Raw genomic sequence first — 18,728 nt, 5'->3', positions numbered from 1 at the left:
CACGAAACTGTTTTAGACTAGCACGAACGTGCTTTTCAGCGCGACGAATCCTGATGCGGCCGGCGTCGCTGCGGCCGCGCTCCGGCAACGAAGGAGACTCCGATGCTACAGCTGTGCGGTATTCCGTTGTCCAACTACTACAACAAGGTGAAGTTCGTTCTGCTCGAACATGACATCCCGTTCGAGGAAGCGACCTGCCGCTTGCCGATCGGCGATCCGGCATTGCTCGCCGATTCGCCGCTCGGCAAGATTCCGTTCCTGAAGACGGAAGAGGGTGCGTTGTTCGAGTCGCAGGTGATCATCGAGTATCTGGCAGCGCGTTATCCCGACAAGGCCATTTTCCCGGCGGGTCCGTTCGCGGCCGCGAAGGTGCGCGAGCTCATCGAGACGCTCGAGCTGTATCTCGAATGGACCGCGCGAGAGGTCTATACGGAAGCGTTTTTCGGCGGCAAGGTTAGCGACGGGATCAAGGCGCATGTCGAGAAGCGCCTGCCGCGTGCGATCGATGCATTCAAGCGGATGACGCAATTCTCGCCCTACGTGCTCGGTGACACATTCGGTCTTGCGGACATCGCCGCATCGGTCCATCTGCCGGTGATCGGGATGGCGACGAAGGCCATGTTCGGCCGCGATTTCCTGCTCGACGCAGGCATCGACTGGAAGGCGCACGCGAAGCTGGTCGGCGAGCGGCCGGCCGCGCAGCGCGTGGCGGCCGATCGCAAGGCCTATGTCGAGGCGACGAGCACCGCGCGTTCGTAAGCGCGACCCGGCACGGCACGGGCCGCGTCTGGCCGCCCGTGCCGGACTTACAGGCGCGCGAGCCGTTCGAGTGCGGACGCGAGCGTGCTTTCCTGTTTCGCGAAGCAGAAGCGCACGACGCCCGATTCGTGCGGCTCGTGATAAAACGCCGACACCGGAATCGCCGCCACGCCGATCTCCGACGTGAGCCACTTCGAGAATTCCGCTTCGGGCAGGTCGCTGATCGCCGAATAGTCGACGCACTGGAAATACGTGCCCGTGCACGGCAGCAGCTTGAAGCGCGTGCGTTCGAGGCCGGCGCGGAAGAAGTCGCGCTTCTTCTGGTAGAAGTCGGGCAGCGTCAGGTACGGTGCCGGATCGCGCAGGTAGTCGGCGAGCCCGATCTGCGTCGGCGTGTTCACCGTGAACACGTTGAACTGATGGACCTTGCGGAACTCCGCGGTCAGCGCGGCGGGCGCCGCGACATAGCCGATCTTCCAGCCCGTCACGTGGTAGGTCTTCCCGAAGCTCGACACGATGAAACTGCGCTCGGCCAATTCCGGGTAGCGTGCGACGCTCTCGTGCCGGGCGCCGTCGTAGACCATGTGCTCGTACACTTCATCGGACAGGATCAGCACGTTGGTGCTGCGCACGATCTCCTCGAGCTTGCGCATGTCGGCCTCGCGCCACACGGTGCCGGTCGGGTTGTGCGGCGTGTTGATCATGATCATCCGCGTCTTCGGCGTGATCGCGGCGGCGAGACGATCGAACGGGATCGCGTAGTCGGGCGCCTCCAGCGTGACGAACACCGGCTTGCCGCCGGCGAGTTCGATCGACGGCAGGTAGCTGTCGTAGGTCGGCTCGACGACGATTACCTCGTCGCCCGGATGCACCGCGCACAGGATCGCTGTCAGCAGTGCCTGCGTCGCGCCGGCCGTCACCGTGATCTCGGTGGCCGGGTCGTAGCGCCGGCCGTAGACCTGCGCGATCTTGTCGGCGATCGCGTCGCGCAGCGGCGCGACGCCCGCCATCGGCGGATACTGGTTGTGGCCGTTGCGCATCGCGGCCGCGACCGCGTCGACGATGCGCGGGTCACAGTCGAAATCGGGGAAGCCCTGGCCGAGATTCACGGCGCCTTTCTCGGCGGCGAGCGCGCTCATGACCGTGAAGATCGTGGTGCCGACGGTCGGCAGGCGCGATGGGAAAACGGGATTCGTAGGCATGTCGGAAGGAGCGTTCATCGATACGGTCGCAAGCGTGTTGCGTCGGCCCGTCAGGCCGGCGTGGTGGGGATGGCCGACGCGGCATCGAGCGCGCAGGCTTCGGTAAACGGCGCGGGCTGCGCGATCCGGAAGCCGAAGTCGCGTGCGGTGCGCTTCGCGAGCTTGAGCAGCGCACGGTCCTTCGACACGAGCCAATCGGCCTGCGCGGCGCGCGCGAGCTCGAGAAACTTCTGATCGTCGCGGTCCTTGCACTTCGGCAGCGGCGGCGCGTCGGCGTCGACGGGCGGCGGCTCGACGAGGCTCGTCAGGCGTGCGACGGTCGCGAGCGCTTGGGCCTTGTCGATCGCGCGCTCGCGGAACTGCGGGTAGTCGAGCACGAGCTCGAGTTCGTTCAGGCAGCGGCCGTCGATCACGGCGGCCAGCGTGCCGCGTTCGAGCGCAGCCCGGATCGGGCGTGTGGCAGGGTCGTCGAATACGAGTATGTCGATCCAGACGTTCGAGTCGAGCACGACGCGATGTGCGACATGCGGGGCGGAGGAGCGGGTCATTCGTTACAATCGGTGGTTTTCGTCTGACCGCAAGGCACGGCGTGCCAGCGAGCCTCTATGATAATCGTTCTCTCCCCCGCCAAATCCCTCGACTACGATACGCCCGCCCACGTCCCGTCTTACACGAAGCCTGCATTCGTCGACGATGCGTCGGAACTGATCGACGGCCTGCGCAAGCTGTCGCCGCAGGACATCGCGACGCTGATGGACATCTCCGACCCGCTCGCGCGCCTGAACTTCCAGCGCTACGCGGACTGGTCGCCGACCTTCTCGCCGGCCAATGCGAAGCAGGCGGTGCTCGCGTTCAACGGTGACGTGTACGAAGGGTTCGATGCCAAATCGCTGTCGGCCGCCGATCTCGACTACGCGCAGCAGCACGTGCGCGTGCTGTCGGGCCTGTACGGGCTGCTGCGCCCGCTCGACCTGCTGCAGCCGTACCGGCTCGAGATGGGTACCCGTTTCTCGAACGCGCGTGGCAAGGATCTGTATGCGTTCTGGGGCGACCGGATCACGCGTGCGCTGAACGAGCAGCTCGAGACGCGCAGCGGTGCGGCGCGCGTGCTGGTCAACTGCGCGTCGACCGAGTACTTCAAGTCGGTCAAGCCGAAACTGCTGGCCGCACCGGTCGTCACGCCGGTGTTCGAGGACTGGAAGGGCGGCCGCTACAAGATCATCAGCTTCCACGCGAAGCGCGCCCGTGGCCTGATGGCGCGCTATATCGTCGAGAACCGCATTGCCGAACCGGCGGCGCTGAAGGATTTCGCGATGGAAGACTACGCGTTCGACGCCGCTGCATCGAACGATTCGACTTACGTATATCGCCGGCGAATCGGCGAGTGACCCTGGCGGCCGTTCACGAGACGGCCCGCGCATGCATGAGGCCGGGCACGCGGCAAACCGCCTGTTCCGCTCGACAGCTCTGCATGGGCCCGGAGTCAGTGCTGAAGCACAAACTCCGGTCGACAGAGGAGAGACAGATGACCCTTTCGATCACCAGCAACTTCGACGCGGGCGCCATCGACGTCGTGTCGTGCGACAGCCCGGACGCGATCCGGCTGCGCGTGCGCGGCGACAACCGCTCGGAATTCGCACAATGGTTCTACTACCGTCTGACGGGCGCGCGCGGCGAGCGGTGCGTGATGTCGTTCGAGAATGCGGCCGAATGCGCGTATCCGTCGGGATGGCGTAACTACAGCGCGGTCGCGAGCTACGACCGCGTCGACTGGTTCCGCGTGCCGACGACATTCGACGGCAAGACGATGACCATCGACCATACGCCCGAGTTCGACAGCATCTACTACGCGTATTTCGAGCCGTATTCCGAAGAGCGCCATGCGGCGTTTCTCGGCGCGGTCCAGCAGTTGCCGCAGGCGCGCGTCGTCGAGCTTGGTCGCACGGTCGAAGGCCGTCCGATGTCGTTGCTGACGCTGGGTACGCCGGAAGTCGATGACGCACCGAAGAAGAAGGTGTGGATCATCGCGCGCCAGCACCCCGGCGAGACGATGGCCGAGTGGTTCATCGAAGGGCTCGTCAAGCGGCTGGCCGGATGGGGCGATTGGGCGGGCGATCCGGTGGCGCGCAAGCTTTACGACCGCGCGACGTTCTACATCGTCCCGAACATGAACCCGGACGGCAGCGTGCACGGCAACCTGCGCACCAACGCGGCGGGCGCGAACCTGAACCGCGAGTGGATGGAGCCCGATGCCGAGCGCAGCCCCGAAGTGCTGGCCGTGCGCGATGCGATTCATGTGATCGGCTGCGACATGTTCTTCGACATTCACGGCGACGAGGATCTGCCGTACGTGTTCGTCGCGGGTTCGGAGATGCTGCCGAGCTTCACCGAGCAGCAGCGCAAGGAGCAGACGGCGTTCATCGATGCGTTCAAGGTCGCGAGCCCGGATTTCCAGACCGAGCACGGCTACGCGGCGAGCAAGTACAAGGAAGACGCGCTCAAGCTCGCGTCGAAATACATCGGCCACCAGTTCGGCTGCCTGTCGCTGACGCTCGAGATGCCGTTCAAGGACAACGCGAACCTGCCCGACGAGCGGGTCGGCTGGAACGGCGAACGCAGCGCGGCGCTTGGTGCCGCGATGCTGGCGGCCATCCTGGTGCACGTCGAGACGTTCGCGTAAGCGCACCGCCGTCGACATGAAAAAAGCCGGCGCATCGTGCGATGCGCCGGCTTTTTCGCTTCTGTCGTTGCCGCTTCGGTCGTATCAGGACTTCTTCGCGGTTTTCTTCTTCACGGTTTTCTTCTGGCCGCTTGATTTCTTCGTTGCGGCGGCTTTCTTGCCGGTGCGGCCGGATGCCTTGACCTTGCCGCGGTGCGTCTTGCCCTTGAACTTCTTCGTCGACGACGAGCGCTCGACGCGCGGCTTCAGCGGCGGCACGGGATCGTTCCAGCTGAACGCCAGCATTTGCTGACCGACATAGCCGCAGCGGAATTTCAGCGGTGTCGGCTCGCTGCCGTCGCTGTGGATGCCGAGGCCGTCCACGGCGACGATGTTGTCGACCTTTACACGCTGCTTGCCCTGATCGAACGAATCGTTCCACGGCGTGATCGTCGCGTTGCCGTTTTCGAATGCGTTCGGCGCGAAGTCGACGCGGTCGAAGGCCGACGACGTGCTGGCGATGAAGCTGCCGTGCGCCGCACAATCGGCGACGATCGGATCGGCATGCATCTCGTTGACGAATTTGTTGATCAGTTCGGAGCGCTGGTCGAGGAGGTCGGCGAATACCGGTGCCGGAAGCGCAAGCGACAGGCCCGCGACACAGGCCGCCAGCTTGCCGAGCGCCCGGAAAATCCGGAGCGAGGCAGGAGAGCTGTCCATCTGGTTATTGGTGAGGAGCGAATGAGGCATCGGGCAGGTATAGATGCCCGATGAAGAACAGGAGTTCAATCTTAGCGTAAAAAAGTTGGGCGGCAGTAGATGCCACACTCTCCCGCGCTGCGGAATCGGATCGCCGCATGCACCGATCGCATCGGGACAGGTGCACTCACGCGCGCGGGCCGCCGAGTCGATAGCGCCGCACATCGAACGTCGTGACCCACGCCGGACGATAGACGGCGATGAGCGCGGTGGCCATGCCGGTGAACCACGCTTCGCCAAGCGCGAGCAGCGCGGTGTTGAGCAGATAGCCGGCGGGAATCACGACGGGCACGCCGTCCGCGAGTGCGAGCTGGACGCCGGCCGCGGCCGCGGCGACCGCGACGATCGCGATGGCCGGAGACAGGAATCCCTGGCCTGTGATGAACGACGTGAGGTTATGCGGGAGCCACGCGATCACGGCGCGCTGCAGCAACGCAGACACGGCGACTGGTAGCGCGCCGTAGATCAGATAGGTGAGGCCGATGCCTTGCCACGGCGCGTCGAAGACGATCGCGGCGACGCCCGTGACGGCACCCATCGCGATCAGCGCAAGCGTCCAGTCGAACAGCGTGACGAGCAGTGTCGCGCCGAGCAGGTGCATGACGATGCCGTCCTCGAGCCATGCATTCGAGGCCCACAGAACCGTGATCGCTGTGACGAGCGCGAGCCACACGTGCTGGAGCGTTGCGTCCTGCAGGCGGACGAAGGGACGCTTCCAGAGCGCGAGCGCGAGCAGAGCCACGGCGGCGATCCAGCCGCCGATGCCAACCCAGAGCGGAAGCGGTGTGAAAAGAAAACCCATGCGTCCATATTACTCGTTGAGCATCAAAGGTGGGAATCCGCACTTGCTGACCGTCGCAATATCGATACTGTCCGACTAGCGTTCGCGCCGAAACCGCGCCGATGGTTCGGCCGCGAGCGGCAGGTCCGCGGTGTCGGTGTTCGCGTCCGGCAGCGGGTACGGACGGTTGTTCCGTTGCGTGCGCAGAGGAACCGGGCCGCGTTCGCCGATGGCCGGCTTGTCCGCACGCTCGCGGTTCGCCAGCAGCACCTCGAGATGCGGCGACAGCCAGCCGTTGTAGATCGCGACGGCGGCGGCGCGGTTTGCCGCGCCAAGCTGCTGGAAGATGCTGGCGAGGTGGATCTTTACGGTGCCTTCGCTGATGCCGAGCGTGCGGGCGATCATCTTGTTGGTGTTGCCCATATGGACGAAGCGCATGATCTGCGCCTGTCTCGGCGACAGGAGGCGGCTTGCCGGGCGGCGCGGCAGCGATCCGGCGAGCGTCTGGAAATGGGCGTCGTGGCGTGCCGCGGCAGCGGAGGGCAGCAGGCTGAGCGCGATGGGCGGGATGTAGTGGCCGCCCAGCAGAACCATTTCGAGTGCTCGCACGATCAGGTGCGGTCGCATGGAGTGCGGGATGACGCCCGCGATGCCATAGTTGTAGAAGCGCTGGATGGCTTCCGGCGTGGATTCGTCGATCAGTACCGCGGCGGGCGTCGGCGAGCAGGCGCTGCAGAGCGCCTGCAGTTCGCTGAGCCGGCCGACGTCCAGCCAGTTGATTGCGACGAGGTCGAAACGCTGGGTGCGCAGCAGCCGGCGCGCCTGGAAACCGTCGGGCGCATCGTTGATGCTGGCGTGACGGTCGATCTGCCGAAGCAGGGCCTTCAGTCCGTCACGCCGTTCGGCGTCTGAGTTCAGCACCAGGAACCGCATATTCAACCTCCATAAGGTGAGTCATTGATCTGCCGTCGGCATGTCTTGGGTTCGATCATGACAAATACCTTACACGATGTCTGCTTGGCTGAAAGGCTTAGGAAAAGTCCGAAATTTTGAGTGGAGGGAAATGCGGGCGAGAAAAAAAGCCGCTCCGGCGGGAACCGGGAGCGGCTTTGTCGGGCAGGCTCGGTGAGCCCGCGGTGCGCGATCAGTGAAAGTGCGGCTGGGCCGGCGATGCGTCTTCCGGCATTTCCGCATGGACGATCTCGCCGAGTGGGTCCGCATAGAGCGGCACGCCGCAGTCGTCGCAGTACTCGGGCTCGAAGCGGCCTGCGTGCCGGCGGACGTCGGTTACGCCGCATTCCTTCAGCAGACTCACGATTTCCTCGATCGGCCCTTCGATCGGCGCTTCGCCTTCGAGCGTCGCGCTGTCGGTCGACACGTCGCCGTTCTCGCGGCCGTAGAGCGGCCACACGACGCCATAGATCACGTCGTTGCTGGCACGTCGCGTGAAGCCGACGCGATACTCGTCGATCCGGCGCTCGCCGAAGCCCGCGACCACGGCGCGCAGTTCCTGCGGTGCCGCACCAAGTGTGTCGAAAAGATAACGGATGGCCGTTCGGACCGTGTGCGGACGGATCCGCTCGTCCGCATCGCGGCAGGCCGAATAGTACGCGTCCGGAAGCAGGCATTCGAACTCGCAGCCGGGGAGGGCAATCGACAGGTTCGGGCCGCCCTGGGCGGTCCACTGCTCGAGACACTGGCCGCGTTCGATCCGGTTGCCGTGCTCTTCTTCCTGCCAGCGGAACAGCGGTGCGCCGGCCGGCGCGGCAACCACGGCGAGCAGGAAGCGCGGGTCGGCCAGGATCGGCGAGGTTTCGGGCAGGTCGCCGAAGCTCAGCTTGGCGGCGTGCTGGCCGAGTGCCGCATGTGCAAGCTGCTGGGCGAGCCGGTAGGTCTCGACGTGGTGGCGCGGCAACTGGTCGATGCTGTACAGGAACGGGGCCAGTCCGACGAGCGTGCCGGTTGCGAGCACGTGCGCCTGCAGTTGCGTGCGCAGTGCGTCGGCGACGTCGCCTTTCAGCGGGCCCGACGGAATCATGTAACGCGTCCACGCGAGAACGGGCACGGCAACCAGCAGCGCATCGTACGGCTGGCCGTCGTGCTCGATCACCATCGATTCACTGTGCGTCTCGGCCATGTCGGCGAGCGCGCCATAGGCATCGGGGTGGTTCTGCTGCAGATGGTCGAGTGCCGCGTCGAGCGTGGTCTGGTTGCCGTTGCGAACGATCTTGGCGAGCAGCGCATCGAGCTTCGCTTCCCAGAAGCGATCCTCGATGCGGCTGCCCGAGGCGAAGAGCGCAAGCGACAGGCCGACCAGTTTGTCGGCGTCGGGGGGGAGGCGTTTGGCGATTCGCTGGCGCATATTAAATACGTATAGAAAGAGGCGAAGAACCTCACATTCTAGTCCGTTCTTTGCACCATAAGCGGCCTTGTGCTCCGGCATGGCCGGAAGGCCGTATCGACGGGGTTGAAGAAAAATCCATCAAACCCCTTGCGCAGTTCGAGGACGCTGCCTACAATCACGCCTCTTTCGCGCTAACGGAAACGCGGCGCGGGAGGGAAGGGAAGCGGTGCTGTCGAGGGTAGGTTGTAGAGCCCCGGCGCACACGAAGTTGAACCCCCGCCGTCGCAACGAAGCAGTTCAAAAAGTTGTTGACGAGCGAAGAAAGACGGTTCATAATCTCGCTTCTCTGCTGCTGAAAACGCAGCGCTGCTGGGAAACAGAAGGTTTCTCGCAGAAATGCTCTTTAAAAATTAACAGCCGATAAGTGTGGGCGCTTGATGGAAGCGAGCTGATCCTCGGATCAGATAGCGAAAGTATCAAGAGTCTCACACTAAAGTAAGTCAGGTTTATGAAGCAATTCATATTCCTGTCAGCTTTGAGTGAGCGACCGGTTCTTAACCGAACCGAAAACAGTAACAGGTTTAAACTGAAGAGTTTGATCCTGGCTCAGATTGAACGCTGGCGGCATGCCTTACACATGCAAGTCGAACGGCAGCACGGGTGCTTGCACCTGGTGGCGAGTGGCGAACGGGTGAGTAATACATCGGAACATGTCCTGTAGTGGGGGATAGCCCGGCGAAAGCCGGATTAATACCGCATACGATCTACGGATGAAAGCGGGGGACCTTCGGGCCTCGCGCTATAGGGTTGGCCGATGGCTGATTAGCTAGTTGGTGGGGTAAAGGCCTACCAAGGCGACGATCAGTAGCTGGTCTGAGAGGACGACCAGCCACACTGGGACTGAGACACGGCCCAGACTCCTACGGGAGGCAGCAGTGGGGAATTTTGGACAATGGGCGAAAGCCTGATCCAGCAATGCCGCGTGTGTGAAGAAGGCCTTCGGGTTGTAAAGCACTTTTGTCCGGAAAGAAATCCTTGGTTCTAATATAACCGGGGGATGACGGTACCGGAAGAATAAGCACCGGCTAACTACGTGCCAGCAGCCGCGGTAATACGTAGGGTGCGAGCGTTAATCGGAATTACTGGGCGTAAAGCGTGCGCAGGCGGTTTGTTAAGACCGATGTGAAATCCCCGGGCTCAACCTGGGAACTGCATTGGTGACTGGCAAGCTAGAGTATGGCAGAGGGGGGTAGAATTCCACGTGTAGCAGTGAAATGCGTAGAGATGTGGAGGAATACCGATGGCGAAGGCAGCCCCCTGGGCCAATACTGACGCTCATGCACGAAAGCGTGGGGAGCAAACAGGATTAGATACCCTGGTAGTCCACGCCCTAAACGATGTCAACTAGTTGTTGGGGATTCATTTCCTTAGTAACGTAGCTAACGCGTGAAGTTGACCGCCTGGGGAGTACGGTCGCAAGATTAAAACTCAAAGGAATTGACGGGGACCCGCACAAGCGGTGGATGATGTGGATTAATTCGATGCAACGCGAAAAACCTTACCTACCCTTGACATGGTCGGAATCCTGCTGAGAGGTGGGAGTGCTCGAAAGAGAACCGGCGCACAGGTGCTGCATGGCTGTCGTCAGCTCGTGTCGTGAGATGTTGGGTTAAGTCCCGCAACGAGCGCAACCCTTGTCCTTAGTTGCTACGCAAGAGCACTCTAAGGAGACTGCCGGTGACAAACCGGAGGAAGGTGGGGATGACGTCAAGTCCTCATGGCCCTTATGGGTAGGGCTTCACACGTCATACAATGGTCGGAACAGAGGGTTGCCAACCCGCGAGGGGGAGCTAATCCCAGAAAACCGATCGTAGTCCGGATTGCACTCTGCAACTCGAGTGCATGAAGCTGGAATCGCTAGTAATCGCGGATCAGCATGCCGCGGTGAATACGTTCCCGGGTCTTGTACACACCGCCCGTCACACCATGGGAGTGGGTTTTACCAGAAGTGGCTAGTCTAACCGCAAGGAGGACGGTCACCACGGTAGGATTCATGACTGGGGTGAAGTCGTAACAAGGTAGCCGTATCGGAAGGTGCGGCTGGATCACCTCCTTTCCAGAGCTTCTCGCAAAGTTGAGCGCTCACGCTTATCGGCTGTAAATTAAAGACAGACTCAGGGGTCTGTAGCTCAGTCGGTTAGAGCACCGTCTTGATAAGGCGGGGGTCGTTGGTTCGAATCCAACCAGACCCACCATTGTCTGACGTGTCGGTGGTCGTTAGCGCTTCAGCGCTGACGAATACCTCTACCGCTAGGCTGAAACCTGAGATCTCTGTACACATGGGGGCATAGCTCAGCTGGGAGAGCACCTGCTTTGCAAGCAGGGGGTCGTCGGTTCGATCCCGTCTGCCTCCACCAATCACCAACGCTAAGGGCTTGGTTCAGACACTGAACCGAGAATTTTGCATTGGCGATTGAGCCAGTCAGAGTGATATGAGTAACACCATATCGGCTGTCGTTCTTTAACAATCTGGAAGAAGTAAGTAATTTGGATAGCGGAAGCGTCTATGAGATGGACGTGAAAGTTATCCGGGTTGTGATTGTATCGATGTATCTCAAGATGATTCGAACTCTATGTTTGACTCAATTGGAATACGGCACAACGCGAGAACTCAACCTGTAACGAGACAGACTCGTTATAGGGTCAAGCGAACAAGTGCATGTGGTGGATGCCTTGGCGATCACAGGCGATGAAGGACGCGGTAGCCTGCGAAAAGCTACGGGGAGCTGGCAAACGAGCTTTGATCCGTAGATGTCCGAATGGGGAAACCCACTCCTTTTGGAGTATCCATGGCTGAATACATAGGCCATGCGAAGCGAACGCGGTGAACTGAAACATCTAAGTAACCGCAGGAAAAGAAATCAACCGAGATTCCCAAAGTAGTGGCGAGCGAAATGGGATGAGCCTTGTACTCTTTATTTGTATTGTTAGCCGAACGCTCTGGAAAGTGCGGCCATAGCAGGTGATAGCCCTGTAGGCGAAAACAGTATGAAAGAACTAAGTGTACGACAAGTAGGGCGGGACACGTGAAATCCTGTCTGAAGATGGGGGGACCATCCTCCAAGGCTAAATACTCGTGATCGACCGATAGTGAACCAGTACCGTGAGGGAAAGGCGAAAAGAACCCCGGGAGGGGAGTGAAATAGATCCTGAAACCGCATGCATACAAACAGTCGGAGCCTCGTAAGGGGTGACGGCGTACCTTTTGTATAATGGGTCAGCGACTTACGTTCAGTAGCAAGCTTAACCGTATAGGGCAGGCGTAGCGAAAGCGAGTCCGAATAGGGCGTTCAGTTGCTGGGCGTAGACCCGAAACCAAGTGATCTATCCATGGCCAGGATGAAGGTGCGGTAACACGTACTGGAGGTCCGAACCCACTAACGTTGAAAAGTTAGGGGATGAGCTGTGGATAGGGGTGAAAGGCTAAACAAACTTGGAAATAGCTGGTTCTCTCCGAAAACTATTTAGGTAGTGCCTCGTGTCTCACCTTCGGGGGTAGAGCACTGTCATGGTTGGGGGGTCTATTGCAGATTACCCCGCCATAGCAAACTCCGAATACCGAAGAGTGCAATCACGGGAGACAGACATCGGGTGCTAACGTCCGGTGTCAAGAGGGAAACAACCCAGACCGCCAGCTAAGGTCCCCAAATATAGCTAAGTGGGAAACGAAGTGGGAAGGCTAAAACAGTCAGGAGGTTGGCTTAGAAGCAGCCACCCTTTAAAGAAAGCGTAATAGCTCACTGATCGAGTCGTCCTGCGCGGAAGATGTAACGGGGCTAAGCTATATACCGAAGCTGCGGATGCGTGCTTTGCACGCATGGTAGGAGAGCGTTCCGTAAGCCTGCGAAGGTGCGTTGAAAAGCGTGCTGGAGGTATCGGAAGTGCGAATGCTGACATGAGTAGCGATAAAGGGGGTGAAAGGCCCCCTCGCCGTAAGCCCAAGGTTTCCTACGCAACGTTCATCGGCGTAGGGTGAGTCGGCCCCTAAGGCGAGGCAGAAATGCGTAGCTGATGGGAAGCAGGTCAATATTCCTGCACCATTGTTAGATGCGATGGGGGGACGGATCGCGGAAGGTTGTCCGGGTGTTGGAAGTCCCGGTCGCTGCATTGGAGAAGGCACTTAGGCAAATCCGGGTGCGTAATTCAAGGGTGTGGCGCGAGCTCCTTAGGGAGCGAAGCAATTGGAAGTGGTTCCAAGAAAAGCCTCTAAGCTTCAGTCTAACGATGACCGTACCGCAAACCGACACAGGTGGGCGAGATGAGTATTCTAAGGCGCTTGAGAGAACTCGGGAGAAGGAACTCGGCAAATTGGTACCGTAACTTCGGGATAAGGTACGCCCTTGTAGCTTGATGCGCCTGCGCGCAGAGGGTGAAGGGGTTGCAATAAACTGGTGGCTGCGACTGTTTAATAAAAACACAGCACTCTGCAAACACGAAAGTGGACGTATAGGGTGTGACGCCTGCCCGGTGCCGGAAGATTAAATGATGGGGTGCAAGCTCTTGATTGAAGTCCCGGTAAACGGCGGCCGTAACTATAACGGTCCTAAGGTAGCGAAATTCCTTGTCGGGTAAGTTCCGACCTGCACGAATGGCGTAACGATGGCCACACTGTCTCCTCCCGAGACTCAGCGAAGTTGAAGTGTTTGTGATGATGCAATCTACCCGCGGCTAGACGGAAAGACCCCATGAACCTTTACTGTAGCTTTGCATTGGACTTTGAACCGATCTGTGTAGGATAGGTGGGAGGCTATGAAACCGGAACGCTAGTTTCGGTGGAGCCGTCCTTGAAATACCACCCTGGTTTGTTTGAGGTTCTAACCTTGGCCCGTGATCCGGGTCGGGGACAGTGCATGGTAGGCAGTTTGACTGGGGCGGTCTCCTCCCAAAGCGTAACGGAGGAGTACGAAGGTACGCTAGGTACGGTCGGAAATCGTGCTGATAGTGCAATGGCATAAGCGTGCTTAACTGCGAGACCGACAAGTCGAGCAGGTGCGAAAGCAGGTCATAGTGATCCGGTGGTTCTGTATGGAAGGGCCATCGCTCAACGGATAAAAGGTACTCTGGGGATAACAGGCTGATACCGCCCAAGAGTTCATATCGACGGCGGTGTTTGGCACCTCGATGTCGGCTCATCTCATCCTGGGGCTGTAGCCGGTCCCAAGGGTATGGCTGTTCGCCATTTAAAGAGGTACGTGAGCTGGGTTTAAAACGTCGTGAGACAGTTTGGTCCCTATCTGCCGTGGGCGTTGGATATTTGAAGGGGGCTGCTCCTAGTACGAGAGGACCGGAGTGGACGAACCTCTGGTGTACCGGTTGTCACGCCAGTGGCATCGCCGGGTAGCTATGTTCGGAAGAGATAACCGCTGAAAGCATCTAAGCGGGAAACTCGCCTTAAGATGAGATATCCCTGGGGACTAGATCCCCTTGAAGGGTCGTTCGAGACCAGGACGTTGATAGGTCAGGTGTGTAAGCGCAGTAATGCGTTCAGCTAACTGATACTAATTGCCCGTAAGGCTTGATCCTATAACAAGTCTGTTTCGCGCTAGAGAGCGCGTCGGACAAGTTGGATTCTCGTGTGTGATACACACAACTCAAAATTACTGCTTCTTCCCAGATTGGTCGCGTTGCGAAGCAGCGCGACAACCCTCTTTGCCTGATGACCATAGCGAGTCGGTCCCACCCCTTCCCATCCCGAACAGGACCGTGAAACGACTCTACGCCGATGATAGTGCGGATTCCCGTGTGAAAGTAGGTAATCGTCAGGCTCCCTAAGCCAAGAACCCCCGCCCGAAAGGCGGGGGTTTTTGCATTTGCGCGGCAGAAAAGAGCGATGGCAGCGAGGTGGGGGCGTGGATCGCTGTCGATCCTGCCGTCATTACCCACGTCGGAACGAAATCACGCGATTTGATACGATCGAAGTATCGTCGACAGCTGCGTGCATCGACGTTCGTGTTCGACCAGAGCTTGATGGAGAGAGGGCAGGGAATGAATATCGGCGACGCGTCACGCGAATCCGGCGTCAGCGCAAAAATGATCCGGTACTACGAACAGGTCGGCCTCCTTGCGCCGAGCAAGCGTAGCGACGCCGGATACCGGATCTACGGTTCGGACGAAGTCCATATCCTGCGCTTCATCCGCCAGGCACGGCGGCTCGGCTTTCTCGTCGAGGATATCCGCAAGTTGCTGATGCTCTGGCAAGACCGCTCCCGCGCCAGCGCCGAAGTGAAGTCGATCGCCCTCGAACACGTGGCCGAACTCGACAAGCGCATCGCGGAATTGAGCGACATGCGCAATACGCTCGCCGATCTCGCCGCGCACTGCCATGGTGACGGACGCCCGGAATGCCCGATCTTGGCGCGTCTGGCCGACCCGGTCGATGAACCAGATTAGTGCGCGTCCTCGAGGCCGGAGATGGACCTCAATTCAATATCCTTATAAATCAGTGGGTTGACGAAGATGCTTCACAAACCATTCCGAATTGGAATGGCTTCCATGCAAGCATTTCACTAGCATCTTGGTGCGGCATCGCTATAATTCGGGATAACCCTATACGGGAAATCCCTGAATCTCGAATTCGCCAGGGTTCCCCCCTTCCTTGGAGAACGTCATGATCGCCTACATCGTCGAAAAGCTGAGCAACTGGTTCGAATCCGCAGAGCGCGAGCGCCGTGAGGCTTACCTCGCTACGTCGTCGGATATCGTCCAACTCGAGAGCCGCATTCGTTCGCTCGAGACCAACGGCTACTCGCTGTAATCGGAGTCACCGTCAGGTGCCGTGTGGCACCGAACGAAAAGCAAGCCCCGTATTGACGGGGCTTTGTTTTTTTGTGCGCCGGATCTGGCGAAATCGTCAGCGCAGCGCTATGGTATGGACCTGCTTTTCAACCGGAAGATTACGACCATGCGCTTGCGTCTGGATGTGCGTCACGCTTCCCGTGCGCGTCTCGTTTTGGGCGCTGCGGTGCTCGTTCACGGCATCGCGGCTGGTGCAGCGACTTCGTCCAAGCCGCTGATTCTCGATACGCAACGCGGGATCCAGGATGGCAAGGGTGGCCTGGTGTTGCAAACGGCGCCGTTATCGTCCGAGCCGATTGTCGAACCCGCGGGCATGCGAACGCCGGCCGGGCAGGGACCGAATTCGTCGGTCCCGTTGTTCGTCGCGCCGTATATCAATGTTCCGGGCTGGGGTGCGTCGCCTGCGAATCAGCCAAGACCCACCCCGAGACTGCAACCGTAACGGCACGCCGCCCGCTCAGTTCCCGCGGTGCTCGATCTCGCACCGGGCGCCGCTGTCCTGTCCCAGGCGTTCGACGAGATAGGGCAGCGCTTCGTTCATGCTCTGTGCGAGCGTGTACGGCGGATTCAGGATGAACATTCCGCTGCCGTAAAGTCCCAGGCCATCGGCCGGCGGATTCGATACCGTCAACGTCAGGTGCAGCCAGTTGTTCGGCTGCAGGCGCTTGAGCTGTTCAGGAAAACGCTGCGACTCCACCCGCGCAACCTGCGGATACCAGATCGCGTAACACCCGGTGGCGAAACGCTTCAGGCATTCCGTTACGCAGGCCACCGTGCGCGCGTAATCTTTCTTGTCCTCATAGGACGGATCGATCAGCACGAGCGCGCGTCGCGGCGGCGGCGGCAGCAGCGCCTTGATGCCCTCGAAGCCGTCACCGGCGAAAATCATCGCGCGTCGCCCGGCGTCGCGGAAGTTGTGACGCAGCACGTCGATTTCCGTCGTGTGCATTTCGAACAGGCGCATCCGGTCCTGCTCGCGCATCGCGCGCCATGCAAGATACGGCGAGCCCGGATAGTAGTGCAGCTCGCCGTCGTCGTTCAGCGCGCGCACCTCGTCGATGTAGTCGCCGAGCGCCTCAGGCAGGTTCTTGTCGTTCCACAGCGGGCCGATGCCGGTGTCGAATTCCCCCGTCTTGGCCGCATAACCCTCGCGCAGTGAATACACGCCGGCGCCCGCGTGCGTGTCGATGTACCAGTACGACTTGTCTTTCTTGTTCAGGTAGCGCAGCAGCTGGACGACGACGGCGTGCTTGAGCACGTCCGCGTGGTTGCCTGCGTGAAAACCGTGACGATAACTGAGCATGGCTGGCTGCCTGAAACGAAAGATGAATCGATGAAAACGGACGATCGCGCGCGGCCGTCGGGCCGTGCCCCAATGCGGCCGCGTATTGTACGCGAGTGGACGTGAGTCGCCTTACTCGTATGCGTCGCCGACGGCCTCCTCGATGCGTTGCTTGACCTCCGGCGTCAGCTTTGCGGCAACGTCGAGCGCGCGCATGTTGTCGCCGATCTGCTCGATCCGGGACGCGCCCGTAATGACCGAACTCACGCGCGGATTCGCGAGTACCCACGCGATCGCGAGCTGGGCGGTGCTGCAACCGAGTTCGGCCGCGATCCCGCCGAGCCGTTCGACCACATCGTTGCTGGTCGGGTCCGTCAGCCGGTCGCGGAGCCAGTCGTAGCCCTGCAGTTGCGCGCGGCTGCCCGGCGGTACGCCATTGCGGTACTTGCCGGTGAGCAACCCCGATGCAAGCGGGCTCCAGGTCGTCAGGCCGAGGCCGTAGTCGTCGTAGAGCCGCGCGTATTCCCGCTCGACGCGGGTACGGTGGAACAGGTTGTACTGCGGCTGCTCGACGACCGGTTTGTGCAGATGGTGCCGCTCAGCAATCTCGTACGCCGCGCGGATCTCGTCGGCGCTCCATTCGGACGTGCCCCAGTACAGCGCCTTGCCGCGCACGATCATGTCGCTCATCGCCCAGACGGTTTCCTCGATCGGCGTGTTCGGATCCGGGCGATGGCAGTAGACGAGGTCGACATAGTCGAGCTGCAACCGTCGCAGCGAGCCGTCGATCGCGTTCAGCAGATATTTCCGGTTCAGCGTATGGTACTGATTCGGGGCTTCCGCGAGTCCCCAGAAGAACTTCGTAGATACGAGGTAGCTGATGCGCGGCCAGCCGAGCGACTTGAGCGCCTGGCCCATGATTTCCTCCGATTTGCCGCCCGCGTAGACCTCGGCGTTGTCGAAGAAATTGACACCCGCATCGCGGGCCGCCGCGAGGCATTCGCGGGCGGCCCGCTGATCGACCTGGTTGCCGTAAGTGACCCATGAGCCGAGCGAAAGCTCGCTGATCTGCAGGCCGGAGCGGCCTAGCCGTCGATAGTGCATGAGAATCTCCCGCGACTCGGAACCGACCTTAAGCTTAGACGTTTTGCGCGCGAACGGCGGGGCCGATCGTGCACAATAGCGGCTGGCCCGCCGGCACGACCACGCGACGAAAGCGGATGCGGCGGGGGCGCGCTTTTTCGATCCGATAAAGGAAGGAGACTGACATGGCAGCAGATCTGAGCGGCAAGACCGCAGTCGTCACGGGCGCCGCAAGCGGCATCGGCAAGGAAATCGCACTGGAGCTCGCCAAGGCGGGCGCGGCAGTCGCGATCGCCGACCTGAACCAGGACGGCGCGAACGCGGTTGCCGACGAGATCAACAAGGCAGGCGGCAAGGCGATCGGCGTCGCGATGGACGTGACCAACGAGGACGCCGTGAACAGCGGCATCGACAAGGTTGCTGAAGCGTTCGGCTCGGTCGACATCCTCGTGTCGAACGCCGGCATCCAGATCGTCAATCCGATCGAGAACTATTCGTTCTCCGACTGGAAGAAGATGCAGGCGATCCACGTCGACGGCGCGTTCCTGACGACGAAGGCCGCACTCAAGCACATGTACAAGGATGATCGCGGCGGCGTCGTGATCTACATGGGTTCGGTGCACTCGCACGAAGCGTCGCCGCTGAAGTCGGCCTACGTGACGGCCAAGCATGGTCTGCTCGGCCTGGCGCGCGTGCTGGCGAAGGAAGGCGCGAAGCACAACGTGCGCTCGCACGTCGTGTGTCCGGGCTTCGTGCGCACGCCGCTCGTCGACAAGCAGATTCCGGAGCAGGCGAAGGAGCTCGGGATCAGCGAAGAGGAAGTGATCAAGAAGGTGATGCTCGGCAACACGGTCGACGGCGTGTTCACGACGGTGCAGGACGTCGCGCAGACAGTGCTGTTCCTGTCGGCGTTCCCGAGCGCCGCGCTCACGGGGCAGTCGGTCGTCGTCAGCCACGGCTGGTTCATGCAGTAACGGGTCCGGCACGGGTGGTCGCGACGCGTA

The 18,728-nt window shown here is 60.7% G+C and carries 15 protein-coding genes, 2 tRNA genes and 3 rRNA genes; 12 read left to right on the top strand and 8 right to left on the bottom strand.

Annotation, left to right across the window (positions count from 1 at the left end):
* Positions 1–102: 102 nt before the first annotated feature.
* Positions 103–759: a glutathione S-transferase gene (locus tag LMA02_RS11450; RefSeq protein ID WP_228904975.1), complete on the top strand. Its 657-nt coding sequence runs from the start codon at positions 103–105 to the stop codon at positions 757–759.
* A 47-nt stretch (positions 760–806) separates the two neighbouring features.
* Here the strand turns inward: LMA02_RS11450 and LMA02_RS11445 are convergent, their stop codons facing one another.
* Together LMA02_RS11445 and LMA02_RS11440 are read right to left on the bottom strand one after the other, a co-directional pair.
* A complete protein-coding gene (locus tag LMA02_RS11445; RefSeq protein WP_228904971.1) occupies positions 807–1,979 on the bottom strand; it encodes a pyridoxal phosphate-dependent aminotransferase in 1,173 nt (390 codons plus the stop codon).
* 32 nt (positions 1,980–2,011) lie between these two features.
* On the bottom strand, positions 2,012–2,509 hold the full coding sequence (locus LMA02_RS11440) for a putative toxin-antitoxin system toxin component, PIN family (protein ID WP_166723662.1): 498 nt from the start codon (positions 2,507–2,509) through the stop codon (positions 2,012–2,014).
* A 57-nt stretch (positions 2,510–2,566) separates the two neighbouring features.
* Between LMA02_RS11440 and yaaA the strand changes: the two genes are divergently transcribed.
* Positions 2,567–3,349, top strand: a complete 783-nt coding sequence (gene yaaA, locus LMA02_RS11435; protein WP_228904969.1) for a peroxide stress protein YaaA — start codon at positions 2,567–2,569, stop codon at positions 3,347–3,349.
* Positions 3,350–3,486: 137 nt separating this feature from the next.
* Positions 3,487–4,641, top strand: coding sequence for a M14 family metallopeptidase (locus tag LMA02_RS11430; protein WP_228904967.1), 1,155 nt, complete (start codon positions 3,487–3,489; stop codon positions 4,639–4,641).
* Positions 4,642–4,725: 84 nt separating this feature from the next.
* Here the strand turns inward: LMA02_RS11430 and LMA02_RS11425 are convergent, their stop codons facing one another.
* From LMA02_RS11425 to LMA02_RS11410, 4 genes are all read right to left on the bottom strand, one after another.
* Positions 4,726–5,370 (bottom strand): BspC domain-containing protein, encoded by a 645-nt coding sequence (locus LMA02_RS11425; protein WP_228907629.1) that lies wholly within the window; start codon positions 5,368–5,370, stop codon positions 4,726–4,728.
* 136 nt (positions 5,371–5,506) lie between these two features.
* Positions 5,507–6,181 carry an energy-coupling factor ABC transporter permease gene (locus LMA02_RS11420; RefSeq protein WP_228904965.1) on the bottom strand — a complete coding sequence of 225 codons (675 nt, stop codon included), beginning with the start codon at positions 6,179–6,181 and terminating at the stop codon, positions 5,507–5,509.
* Between the two features lie 75 nt (positions 6,182–6,256).
* Positions 6,257–7,093 (bottom strand): LuxR C-terminal-related transcriptional regulator, encoded by an 837-nt coding sequence (locus LMA02_RS11415; RefSeq protein ID WP_228904963.1) that lies wholly within the window; start codon positions 7,091–7,093, stop codon positions 6,257–6,259.
* A gap of 211 nt (positions 7,094–7,304) precedes the next feature.
* Positions 7,305–8,522 carry a DUF2863 family protein gene (locus LMA02_RS11410; protein ID WP_228904962.1) on the bottom strand — a complete coding sequence of 406 codons (1,218 nt, stop codon included), beginning with the start codon at positions 8,520–8,522 and terminating at the stop codon, positions 7,305–7,307.
* A gap of 565 nt (positions 8,523–9,087) precedes the next feature.
* Here LMA02_RS11410 and LMA02_RS11405 point away from each other — a divergent pair.
* The 8 genes from LMA02_RS11405 (at position 9,088) to LMA02_RS11370 (ending at position 15,801) form a co-directional block, all read left to right on the top strand.
* Positions 9,088–10,620: ribosomal RNA gene (locus tag LMA02_RS11405) — 16S ribosomal RNA — on the top strand.
* Positions 10,621–10,682: 62 nt separating this feature from the next.
* A tRNA-Ile gene (locus LMA02_RS11400) sits at positions 10,683–10,759 on the top strand.
* Positions 10,760–10,845: 86 nt separating this feature from the next.
* Positions 10,846–10,921, top strand: a tRNA-Ala gene (locus tag LMA02_RS11395).
* Positions 10,922–11,205: 284 nt separating this feature from the next.
* Positions 11,206–14,087 (top strand): 23S ribosomal RNA (locus tag LMA02_RS11390).
* 129 nt (positions 14,088–14,216) lie between these two features.
* A 5S ribosomal RNA gene (gene rrf, locus LMA02_RS11385) occupies positions 14,217–14,329 on the top strand.
* Together the 16S, 23S and 5S rRNA genes with 2 tRNA genes alongside form the textbook arrangement of a ribosomal RNA operon.
* 220 nt (positions 14,330–14,549) lie before the next feature.
* A complete protein-coding gene (cueR, locus tag LMA02_RS11380; RefSeq protein WP_228904960.1) occupies positions 14,550–14,954 on the top strand; it encodes a Cu(I)-responsive transcriptional regulator in 405 nt (134 codons plus the stop codon).
* Between the two features lie 217 nt (positions 14,955–15,171).
* Positions 15,172–15,318 (top strand): DUF3563 family protein, encoded by a 147-nt coding sequence (locus LMA02_RS11375; RefSeq protein WP_006478295.1) that lies wholly within the window; start codon positions 15,172–15,174, stop codon positions 15,316–15,318.
* Between the two features lie 114 nt (positions 15,319–15,432).
* Positions 15,433–15,801 carry a hypothetical protein gene (locus tag LMA02_RS11370; RefSeq protein WP_006762479.1) on the top strand — a complete coding sequence of 123 codons (369 nt, stop codon included), beginning with the start codon at positions 15,433–15,435 and terminating at the stop codon, positions 15,799–15,801.
* Positions 15,802–15,816: 15 nt separating this feature from the next.
* On the opposite strand, the gene LMA02_RS11365 is transcribed toward LMA02_RS11370, so the two are convergent.
* Together LMA02_RS11365 and LMA02_RS11360 are read right to left on the bottom strand one after the other, a co-directional pair.
* Positions 15,817–16,662, bottom strand: coding sequence for a 23S rRNA (adenine(2030)-N(6))-methyltransferase RlmJ (locus LMA02_RS11365; RefSeq protein ID WP_105789183.1), 846 nt, complete (start codon positions 16,660–16,662; stop codon positions 15,817–15,819).
* 111 nt (positions 16,663–16,773) lie between these two features.
* Positions 16,774–17,745, bottom strand: coding sequence for a potassium channel beta subunit family protein (locus LMA02_RS11360; RefSeq protein WP_006755757.1), 972 nt, complete (start codon positions 17,743–17,745; stop codon positions 16,774–16,776).
* Between the two features lie 164 nt (positions 17,746–17,909).
* On the opposite strand from LMA02_RS11360, the gene LMA02_RS11355 reads away from it, so the two are divergent.
* Entirely contained in the window at positions 17,910–18,698 is a 789-nt protein-coding gene (locus LMA02_RS11355) for a 3-hydroxybutyrate dehydrogenase (RefSeq protein WP_006478299.1), read from the top strand.
* Positions 18,699–18,728 lie beyond the last annotated feature (30 nt).

Origin of the sequence: Burkholderia sp. B21-005, assembly GCF_020843965.1 — a bacterium.
Lineage (GTDB): Bacteria > Pseudomonadota > Gammaproteobacteria > Burkholderiales > Burkholderiaceae > Burkholderia > Burkholderia ambifaria.
Note: the sequence above shows the minus strand (reverse complement) of the source record. Positions and strands in the feature narration are given on the sequence as shown.

What these genes read in the sequence shown, in the direction of transcription:
- LMA02_RS11450 (WP_228904975.1), top strand. Translation starts at nt 103, where the DNA reads ATGCTACAGCTGTGCGGTATTCCGTTGTCCAACTACTACAACAAGGTG.
- LMA02_RS11445 (WP_228904971.1), bottom strand. Translation starts at nt 1,979, where the DNA reads ATGAACGCTCCTTCCGACATGCCTACGAATCCCGTTTTCCCATCGCGC.
- LMA02_RS11440 (WP_166723662.1), bottom strand. Translation starts at nt 2,509, where the DNA reads ATGACCCGCTCCTCCGCCCCGCATGTCGCACATCGCGTCGTGCTCGAC.
- yaaA (WP_228904969.1), top strand. Translation starts at nt 2,567, where the DNA reads ATGATAATCGTTCTCTCCCCCGCCAAATCCCTCGACTACGATACGCCC.
- LMA02_RS11430 (WP_228904967.1), top strand. Translation starts at nt 3,487, where the DNA reads ATGACCCTTTCGATCACCAGCAACTTCGACGCGGGCGCCATCGACGTC.
- LMA02_RS11425 (WP_228907629.1), bottom strand. Translation starts at nt 5,370, where the DNA reads ATGCCTCATTCGCTCCTCACCAATAACCAGATGGACAGCTCTCCTGCC.
- LMA02_RS11420 (WP_228904965.1), bottom strand. Translation starts at nt 6,181, where the DNA reads ATGGGTTTTCTTTTCACACCGCTTCCGCTCTGGGTTGGCATCGGCGGC.
- LMA02_RS11415 (WP_228904963.1), bottom strand. Translation starts at nt 7,093, where the DNA reads ATGCGGTTCCTGGTGCTGAACTCAGACGCCGAACGGCGTGACGGACTG.
- LMA02_RS11410 (WP_228904962.1), bottom strand. Translation starts at nt 8,522, where the DNA reads ATGCGCCAGCGAATCGCCAAACGCCTCCCCCCCGACGCCGACAAACTG.
- cueR (WP_228904960.1), top strand. Translation starts at nt 14,550, where the DNA reads ATGAATATCGGCGACGCGTCACGCGAATCCGGCGTCAGCGCAAAAATG.
- LMA02_RS11375 (WP_006478295.1), top strand. Translation starts at nt 15,172, where the DNA reads ATGATCGCCTACATCGTCGAAAAGCTGAGCAACTGGTTCGAATCCGCA.
- LMA02_RS11370 (WP_006762479.1), top strand. Translation starts at nt 15,433, where the DNA reads ATGGACCTGCTTTTCAACCGGAAGATTACGACCATGCGCTTGCGTCTG.
- LMA02_RS11365 (WP_105789183.1), bottom strand. Translation starts at nt 16,662, where the DNA reads ATGCTCAGTTATCGTCACGGTTTTCACGCAGGCAACCACGCGGACGTG.
- LMA02_RS11360 (WP_006755757.1), bottom strand. Translation starts at nt 17,745, where the DNA reads ATGCACTATCGACGGCTAGGCCGCTCCGGCCTGCAGATCAGCGAGCTT.
- LMA02_RS11355 (WP_006478299.1), top strand. Translation starts at nt 17,910, where the DNA reads ATGGCAGCAGATCTGAGCGGCAAGACCGCAGTCGTCACGGGCGCCGCA.